Genomic DNA, 1830 nt, shown 5'->3' on the forward strand with positions numbered 1-1830 from the left:
CCCGGCCCAGCCAGCCCAAGGCGCGCGGATCACCAAGCCCAGCCAACAGCTCGTCCCCAACGGCTGCGATCCGCAGCTTCCGATCTTCCACGACTACCTCTTCACTTCAACGCTGTCCATCAAGCTGACCACTAATAGTCCATTAAACAGAACCGCCCGGCCGGAGTGTTGTTGTTTCAGTCTCCGGCCGGGCAGCAATGCCGCTATTTACGAGCGAATGCCTGCTTGAGCAGGGCGTCCTGTTCTGCCGCGTGGCGCTTCATCGACCCTGCCGCGGTGGAGGCCGAGGCGGGGCGGGAGATGAGGCGGACCCGGCGGTCCAGGGCGTCCGGCAGGTTCAGGCCGATGAACGGCCACGGACCCTGGTTGGCCGGTTCGTCCTGCGCCCAGACCACTTCGGCGTTCGGGTACTTGGCCAGCTCCGCTGCGATCTCGTCGGCCGGCAGCGGGTACAGCTGCTCGACGCGGACGATCGCCGTGGTCTTGTTCTCGGTCTTCTGCCGGGTGGACAGCAGATCGTAGTACAGGCGCCCGGAGACCAGCAGCACGCGTTCGACGGCGTCGGCCTGCAGCTGCGCGTGTTCCGGAATGACCGGGCGGAACGAGCCGGTGGTGAAGTCCTCCACGGAGGACGCTGCGGCCTTGAGGCGGAGCAGCTGCTTGGGCGTGAAGATGATGAGCGGCTTGCGCGGCCTGCTGTACGCCTGGCGGCGCAGCAGGTGGAAGTGCGAGGCCGACGTCGTGGGGTTGGCGACGATCATGTTCTCTTCGGCGCACATCTGCAGGAAGCGCTCGATGCGGGCGGAGGAGTGGTCCGGACCCTGGCCCTCGTAGCCGTGCGGCAGCATGAGAACCAGCGAGGACCGCTGGCCCCATTTCTGCTCGGCCGAGGAGATGAACTCATCGATGATGGTCTGCGCGCCGTTGACGAAGTCACCGAACTGCGCTTCCCAGAGCACCAACGCATCCGGGCGTTCCACCGAGTATCCGTATTCGAAGCCCATGGCGGCGTATTCGGAGAGCAGCGAATCGTAGATCCACAGCTTCGCCTGGTCATCCGAGAGGTGGGACAGCGGAAGCCACTCGTCGCCGTTGGCGCGGTCGTGGAAGACGGCGTGGCGCTGCACGAAGGTGCCGCGGCGCGAGTCCTGGCCGGCAAGCCGGACGGGGACGCCTTCCATGATGAGCGAACCGAACGCGGCCAGTTCACCGAAGCCCCAGTCGATGCCGCCTTCACGGGACATCGCCTCACGCTTCTCCAGCAGTTGCTTGAGCTTGGCGTGGACGGTGAAGCCGTCCGGGATATCGGTGTGGGCCTTGCCGATGCGGGCCAGGGTCTCCGCGGAGATCGCGGTGGATACCGGCGCGCTGACGCCGGAATCGGACTGCTGGGCCATCGGGCGTTCCAGGTCCGACACCGCGGCCGAATCGGCCGTGATGATCGGGATCGGGGACGTCTGGGCGGCGTGGGTTTCCGCGAAGACGCGTTCCAGGCGTTCCTGGTAGTCCCGCAGCAGCTGCTCGGCTTCTTCCTCGGTGATGTCACCGCGGCCGATCAGTGATTCGGTGTACAGCTTGCGGACCGAGCGCTTGGCCTCGATCAGGTTGTACATCAGCGGCTGGGTCATCGAGGGGTCATCGCCCTCGTTGTGGCCGCGACGGCGGTAGCAGACCATGTCGATGACAACGTCCTTGTGGAAACGCTGACGGAACTCGTAGGCAAGCTGCCCGATGCGGACCACGGCCTCCGGGTCGTCGCCGTTCACGTGGAACACCGGTGCCTGGATCATCTTGGCGACGTCCGTGGAGTACGTGGAGGAACGCGAGGAC

At 65.7% G+C, this 1830-nt stretch carries 1 protein-coding gene and 1 pseudogene; both read right to left on the reverse strand.

The window, feature by feature from the left end; all coding sequences use genetic code 11:
* Nucleotides 1–91: pseudogene (locus LQV45_RS29415) on the reverse strand (lysophospholipase); the annotation flags it as partial.
* Between the two features lie 112 nt (nucleotides 92–203).
* Nucleotides 204–1830 (reverse strand): multifunctional oxoglutarate decarboxylase/oxoglutarate dehydrogenase thiamine pyrophosphate-binding subunit/dihydrolipoyllysine-residue succinyltransferase subunit (locus tag LQV45_RS29420; RefSeq protein WP_230010616.1); only part of this gene is annotated, 1627 nt, incomplete at its 5' end.

The organism is Microbacterium sp. Bi128 (genome assembly GCF_918698205.1).